Genomic DNA, 7,192 nt, shown 5'->3' on the forward strand with positions numbered 1-7,192 from the left:
ATGGTGTTCATGCATATGAACACCGACAGACATCATCCTCAGGTCTATTCGATAGCCGCACACCGCGGCTTTGCAGATGCACTGGTGGCCGGGCTTGTCCCGCGATATGCCGACCCTGACTTCGGCCTTTCTCGCCTGACCTTGCTCCTCCCGTCGAGCCGTGCGGCGCGCACCATCAGCGAAGCATTTATCCGCTTGAGCGGCGAAATGGGCGTGCCCGGTATGCTCATGCCGCGCATGGCGATAGTGGGCGATCTCGATCTCGATGAGACGCTCGGCCCGCTGATCGACCCACTCGGCGCGAGCGATATTCCACCTGCTGTCGAACCGACCCGGCGATGGCTGGAACTGGCCGAACTGTTGCGGATCGAAATGGAGGCGCAGAGCCGCACCGTTCCGGGCAGCGCGGCTCTGCTTCGGCTCGCGCGCGAAATGGCGGCGACGATGGACCGGCTGCTGGTCGAAGATACCGCTCCGGATGAGCTGCTGAGCGACCGCGTGCTGGATCTCTTGGCGGGCAGCCTTTCGCAGCACTGGCAGGACAGCATCCGCCTGTTCGCACGGGTGCAGGCACGCTGGCTTGCGCATCTGCAGGAACGCGGCAACGTCGACACGGCAACGCGGCGCAATCTGCTGTTCCACCGCGCGGCCAAGTGCTGGCGCGAGCGACCACCGGAAACACCAATCATTGCCGCTGGCGTGACCAGCGCCGCGCCCGCGCTCGCGCGCCTGCTGCGCGTGATTGCTGATCTTCCGCAAGGAGCCGTGATCTTGCCCGATCTCGATCTCACAATGGATGATGCCGCTTGGGACGAGCTGGGGCTGGCGGGGCAATCGGATGAACCGGGCGGGCCGGTCTTCGCGCGCGGCGATGCGCTGACGCACCCGCAATATCACCTCAAGCTGTTGCTCAACAGAATGGGCGTGAACCGCGAGGAAGTGCAGCCCTGGCATCGCAAGGGGATCGGCGCCGCGCCGTGGCAGCGCAGCCATGCGATCTCCTCACTTTTCCTTCCGCCTGAAGCGAGCAAGGCCTGGGTTGATCTTCCGGCCGAGAAGCGGCGGCTTGCTGGCGTACGACTGATGACTGCGCCCAATGGTGAATCGGAGGCGCAGGCGGTTGCCTTGCTGGTGCGTGAGGCACTGGAACAACCGGGAAAACGCGTGGCCGTGATCACGCCAGATCGCGTGCTGGCTCGGCGGGTTGTAAGGCATCTGGAGCGTTGGAACATCGCGGCCGACGATTCCGCCGGCACTCCGCTGCACCTGACCGCCGCGGGGCGTTTCCTGCTGCAATTGGCGGAACTTGCGAGCGAAGATCTTGCGCCGGTTGAACTCATCGCCGCGCTGGCGCATCCGCTGGTGAAGCGCGGGGAGGAGCGCCGGGCATGGCTCGAAAACCTGCGCGCGTTTGAGCGAAGGTTGCGCGGACCACGCCCCGCGCCGGGCTTCGAGCCACTTGCTAGGCTCGCTGCAAGAGCGGGCGTTGCCGAGTGGTGGGAAGGTGTCGTGCCGCTGCTGGAAGCGATGATCCCTGAAACACCGGAAGTTGCTCTCGCCGATGCGCTCGATAGCCTGATTCTCGCCGCCGAAGCTCTGGCAGGAGAGGAGATCTGGGCCAAGGAAGATGGCCGCGCGCTCTCCCGCTTCGTCGAAGATATCCGGGCCGAGGCGCGTGCGGCAGGCACGGTAGTCGAGCGCGGCGATCTGCATGCGGCCCTACGCGACGCGATGGAGCAGATCGCGGTCAGGCCGCCTTATGGCGGGCATCCCCGTATCGCTATTTACGGCCTGCTCGAATCGCGCATGACGCGGGCAGATCTGGTCATCTGCGCCGGGCTCAACGAAGGAACATGGCCGGGCGTTCCTGGCAGCGACCCGCTACTGGCCCCCGCCATTTTGCGGGCGCTTGGCGTTCCTGGTTCGGACTTTCGCATAGGGCTCGCCGCGCATGATCTTGCCGGGGCCTTGGGCGCGCCTGAAGTGGTGCTGAGCCGGGCGGAACGCGACATTGACGGGCCTGCGATCCCTTCGCGTTTCTTGCTGCGGATCGAGGCCTTGCTGGGCGAGAATGCAGGCCAATATCGCGAAACAAGAGCGCTCGAGTTTGGAAATGAGATCGACAAGGCCAAGGGCGAGATCGCTCCATATGCGCGGCCCAAACCTGATCCGGATGCGGAACTGCGCGACGTGCCGATCAAGGTCACTGCGCTCGACCGGCTGCTGGGCGATCCCTACCAGTTCTATGCCAGCGAAATCCTGCACCTTCGCTCGCTCGATCCGCTCGATGCCGATCCCTACTCGGATCCCGCCTTCAAGGGGACGCTGGCGCATGCCGTGCTCGAACGCTGGCACAAGGCGCGCAAGACTGATCCTGCCGCTGCTATTCTACCGGTTGCGGAAGAAGTGCTTGGGGAACACAATCTCCACCCGCTGATGACCGGCCTGTGGAAGCCGCGCCTATTCGCCGCACTCGAATGGGTGGCGGAGGAGATCGCGGCGCAGGAAGGGGCCGGGCGCGAGGTCGTCGCGGTCGAGCAGAAGGGCTCGATGGAGTATCAGGGCGTGCGAGTTTACGGGCGCGCCGACCGGATCGACCGCATGCCTGACGGGTCGCTGGCCATCGTCGATTACAAGACGGGCAAGCCGCCGTCTGCCGCGCAGGCCGAAGCGGGTTTCGCGCTCCAGCTTGGATTGCAGGGCCTGATCGCGCGCGAGGGCGATTTCGGGGGGCTCTCGGGCGAGGCCGCTGCGTTTGAATATTGGTCGCTGGCCAAAAACAAGGAAGGCGGTTTCGGCTATGTCGATGTGCCGATGAAGGTCGGCAACAAGAAGTCGGGCCTCTTGCCCGAGGAATTCCTGCCTGCACATGAGGAGTTCCTTGCTCGCGCAATTCGCGACTATATCAAGGGGCGCGAACCCTTCACTGCGCGGCTCAATCCCAACTACCCGGGGTATGACGACTACGACCAGTTGATGCGGCTAGAGGAGTGGCTGATCCGGCTTGCTGACAGCGAAGGGGAAAGCGAATGAGCGGCGCGGTCTTTGAGCTGAAAGGCAATCAGCGCCGCGCGGTCGATCCGCAGGAAAGCGTGTGGCTTTCCGCTTCGGCAGGGACGGGCAAAACACAGGTGCTTTCCGCGCGCGTGCTGCGCTTGTTGCTGCAACCGCATGTCGATCCATCGCAGATCCTGTGCCTGACTTTCACCAAGGCGGGCGCGGCGGAGATGGCGGTTCGCATCAACTCGGTCCTGGCGCGCTGGGTGCGGCTCAAGGATACCGAGCTGGCGACAGAGCTTGGCCATCTGGGCGCAAGCAGTGACCCGGAAGCGCGCGAGCGCGCCCGGACGCTGTTCGCCAGTGTGCTCGATTGCTCCGGCGGAGGTCTCAGGATCGATACGATCCACGCTTTCTCGCAATGGCTGCTGGCCAATTTCCCCAACGAAGCCGAGCTGATCCCCGGTGCGCGGCCGATGGAGGACCGCGAGCGTGAATTGCTGGCGCGAGATGTTTTGGCGGACTTGCTGGTCGAGGCGGAAACTCGCGGAGATCATGCTGCGCTAAATGCAGTGTCGGATTTCAGCCGCCGCAAGGACCCGGATGCGTTGCGCGCCTGGCTGATGCGCTGCGCCAGTGCGCGCCAGATGTGGTTCGGGCGCACCGCATGGCAGCCCCCCATGCTCCCGCGGGTCCTTCAACTGCTCGGCCTGTCGAGCGATGCCGATGCCGCCTGGGTGGCGGACGCAGTCTCACCCGATATCTTCCCTGACCACCAATTGCGCGCGATGTTACCGGTACTGGCTGTATGGAACACCAAGACTGGGCAGGAAACGCAGGCTTTTATCGAACAATGGCTCTCCCTCCCGGTTGAGTCGCGGCTAGAGGCGATGCCCGGTTTCTTCGACACTGTGCTGAAGAAAGACGGCGCTCCTCGCGCAATGAAGAAGCCCGCCGACGCGGACCCTCAATTCCCCACGCGCCAGCAGGAAATAGCCGAGGCGGTCGCGCTGGTCAGGGAGCGGCAGGCGCTGCTCGACCTTGCAGATTTTCTCGCTCCGGCGCTGGAACTGGGGCGCAAATTCGCGCTCAAGTGGGACGAAGCCAAGACGCGCGAGGGGCTGCTCGATTTCGACGATCTGATCCAGCGTGCCGCCAGCCTGCTTAACGACCAATCCGCCGCCGACTGGATCCGCTACAAGCTCGATCGTCGCTTCGATCACATTCTGGTCGACGAAGCCCAGGATACCAATGCCGCGCAATGGAAGATCATCGACGGGCTGATTGACGATTTCTTCTCCGGTGAAGGGGCGGCGGGCGATAGGCTGCGCACCATCTTCACCGTGGGCGATTACAAGCAGGCGATCTTCGGTTTCCAGGGAACCAGTCCTGAGAATTTCGAAGCCGCGAAGCAGCGCGTAAAGGCGGCGATGCATGGCGCGGCAGAGAATGTCGCCGGCCTCCGCAGCAGATCGGCAGCGCACGAACTGCTCGATCTCGATCTGGGGCAGAGCTTCCGCACGTCGCATTCGGTACTGCAATTCGTCGATGGGGCGATCGCTGCGATCGGTCCGACTGCGTTTGGCCTGAAGGCGGAGCCGCCACCGCATGAAGGCGAAGCACGTCCGGGCCTCGTCACGCTGTGGAACCCGGTTGAAGATGGGCGCGGCGAAGACGATGGCGAGGAGGGGCAGGAAGACTGGCTCGCACGGCATGATCGCCAATTGGCTGACCGGATCGCGGAGCAGGTCCAGCGCTGGGTGCAGGGCAGCGAGCCTTTCGCGCTGACAAAGGGCACGCATCGCAATGCCCGCGCGGGCGACATCATGGTGCTGGTGCGCAAGCGGCGCGAGCTCGCTTCGCTGATCGTTGCTCGGCTTCATGCCAAGGGTGTGCCGGTGGCGGGTGTCGACCGGCTGCGGTTGGGTGCGCCGCTGGCGGTTAAGGATTTGATGGCGGCGCTGCGTTTTGCCGCGCAACCGCTCGACGATCTCAATCTCGCCAATCTGCTATCATCGCCATTGATCGGGTGGAGTCAGGACGATCTGCTCACCCATGTTCCTCGCGAAACTGGCAAGCATTTGTGGCACCATCTGCGTGACAGCGAAGCGCCTCTAGTCGCGGAAACCACCGCGAAACTACGCCAATTGCTGGCGCTGGCGGACTTCGAGACGCCCGAGGCGCTGCTGCACTGGATGCTGGTCGGACCGTGGAAGGGTCGGCAGAAATTGCTCACGCGGCTCGGGCGCGAAGCGGGCGATCCGATTGACGAGTTGATTAATGCCGCTTTCGCCTATGAAGCGGTGCATACGCCAAGCTTGGCCGGCTTCATCCGCTGGTTCGATGCGGGCGAAGGCGAGCTGAAGCGCGATCCGGGCGAAACACCAGATCTGGTGCGCGTAATGACGGTTCATGGATCGAAAGGCTTGCAAGCGCCGATCGTGATCCTGGCCGATGCGACGGGCAGGCCGGGCGAGGGCGGGGAGCTTTCGCTCGACGAAGATCTGCCGGGGAAGGACCATTCGCGCCCCGTCCCTCTGCCGCGTCTCAACAAGGAGGAGCGGGCGGGGCCGGTTGAAGCTGCCCAAGAATCCGCTGCGGCAGCCGAATTGCAGGAGCATTGGCGGCTGCTCTATGTCGCGATGACGCGTGCCGAAGAGGCGCTGTTCATTGGTGGCTCGCTCGGCCCGCGTGAGCGCAACGGCCCGCATGCAGATAGCTGGTATGCGCGGCTTGCTCCATTGTTTGGCGAGGATGCACTGGCGGACGAGCTGTGGGGAGCGCGGCGAGAACTGGGCGAGCGGGCAGCACCGATCAAGGCAGCGCAGACTGCGGAGGCCGGAGGTGCTATCGAACTCCCTGCTTGGACGACGACGCCAATCGGGCCGGAACCGCGCCCTCCGCGCCCGCTTGCTCCCTCTTCGGCAGGCGAAGAACAGGGGGCCGACCCGCCCATGCCGCCCGATCAGGCGCGCGAAGCGGCGCGGCGCGGCGTGCTGATCCACAAGCTGCTCGAACGCTTGCCAGAGCTCGAGCCGGAACAGCGCGCCGATGCAGCCACGGCTTGGCTTGAACGCCAGGCGCGTGATCTCGATGCAGCGCAGCGTGCGGAAATCGCGGAGCACGCGCTTGCGGTGCTGGCAGAACCGGACTTTGCCGATGTATTCGGTCAGCAGGCCCTGGCCGAGGTTCCACTCGCGGCAACGGTTGGCGGTGAAGTGATCGCGGGCATTGCGGACAGGCTTCTGGTCACGCCGGAACGCGTGACGGTGGTGGACTTCAAGACCGCGCGGCGACCGCCTGAGGCGCTCGAAGCGATTCCGGATACGACCGTGCGGCAAATGGCAGCTTATGTCGCGGCGCTGGAAGCGATCTATCCCGGGCGTGCAGTCGCCGCAGCGGTGCTCTATACGCAGGCGCCACGGATCTTCGCGCTTCCAGATGCTCTGCTGAAGCCCCACAAAGCCGCCTTCCAGAGCAGGTAAAAAAGCTTTCGACAGAAACCATTGTGACTTGAGCATTCCGCCCTAGATTGAGGGCAACACACAATCAGGAGAACATCCATGGCCACCGTCAATGTGACCGACAGCAGTTTCCAGAGTGACGTGCTCGAGTCCGAAAAGCCCGTGCTGGTCGATTTCTGGGCCGATTGGTGCGGCCCGTGCAAGATGATCGCGCCTGCGCTGGAAGAAATCAGCGACGAACTGGCCGACCAGGTAACGATCGCCAAGATGGACATTATGGAAAACCCCGATGTGCCGGGCAGTCTCGGCGTGCAGGGCATTCCCTATCTCGCGCTCTACAAGGGCGGCGAAAAGGTGGCGGAAGTTACCGGCGCTCGCCCGAAGAGCCAGCTCAAGCAGTGGATCGAGAGCCAGCTTTAATCGAGGTATTGAAGGCGTTCCGCCAGCTCATCCCATAGGGCGGGGCTGGCGGCGCCGATCAAGCCGGGACGGTCCCATTCGTCGACGCGATAGGATGAGCCGTCTGGCCGCGCAGCCTTGCCGCCTGCTTCGTTGAGCCACAGCACGCCGGCCGCATGGTCCCAGGCCAGCATACGTTCGAAAAAGGACACGTCATTCTCGCCCAGCGCCAGGCGGGGATATTGTTCGGCGGCGCAGCGCGGTGTGTCGACCGTGCGGTAATGCGGGCTGATAATGCGCGTCACCTTTTCACGCCGATCTGCATCGAGAAA

Annotated in this window: 4 protein-coding genes; 3 read left to right on the forward strand and 1 reads right to left on the reverse strand. The window is 64.0% G+C overall.

Annotated features, from left to right (window positions below; all coding sequences use genetic code 11):
• The first annotated feature begins 15 nt into the window (after nt 1-15).
• The 3 genes from ACQY6C_RS13650 (at nt 16) to trxA (ending at nt 6,881) form a co-directional block, all read left to right on the forward strand.
• Nucleotides 16-3,033, forward strand: coding sequence for a PD-(D/E)XK nuclease family protein (locus tag ACQY6C_RS13650; protein ID WP_427969641.1), 3,018 nt, complete (start codon nt 16-18; stop codon nt 3,031-3,033).
• Nucleotides 3,030-6,482: a double-strand break repair helicase AddA gene (gene addA / locus ACQY6C_RS13655; protein WP_427969643.1), complete on the forward strand. Its 3,453-nt coding sequence runs from the start codon at nt 3,030-3,032 to the stop codon at nt 6,480-6,482. Before ACQY6C_RS13650 ends, addA begins: the two co-directional genes overlap by 4 nt.
• A gap of 78 nt (nt 6,483-6,560) precedes the next feature.
• Entirely contained in the window at nt 6,561-6,881 is a 321-nt protein-coding gene (gene trxA, locus ACQY6C_RS13660; RefSeq protein WP_427969645.1) for a thioredoxin, read from the forward strand.
• Here the strand turns inward: trxA and ACQY6C_RS13665 are convergent.
• Nucleotides 6,878-7,192 (reverse strand): inositol monophosphatase family protein (locus ACQY6C_RS13665; RefSeq protein WP_427969647.1); only part of this gene is annotated, 315 nt, incomplete at its 5' end. The genes trxA and ACQY6C_RS13665 overlap by 4 nt on opposite strands.

Source organism: Altererythrobacter sp. (assembly GCF_050299635.1).
GTDB lineage: Bacteria > Pseudomonadota > Alphaproteobacteria > Sphingomonadales > Sphingomonadaceae > Erythrobacter.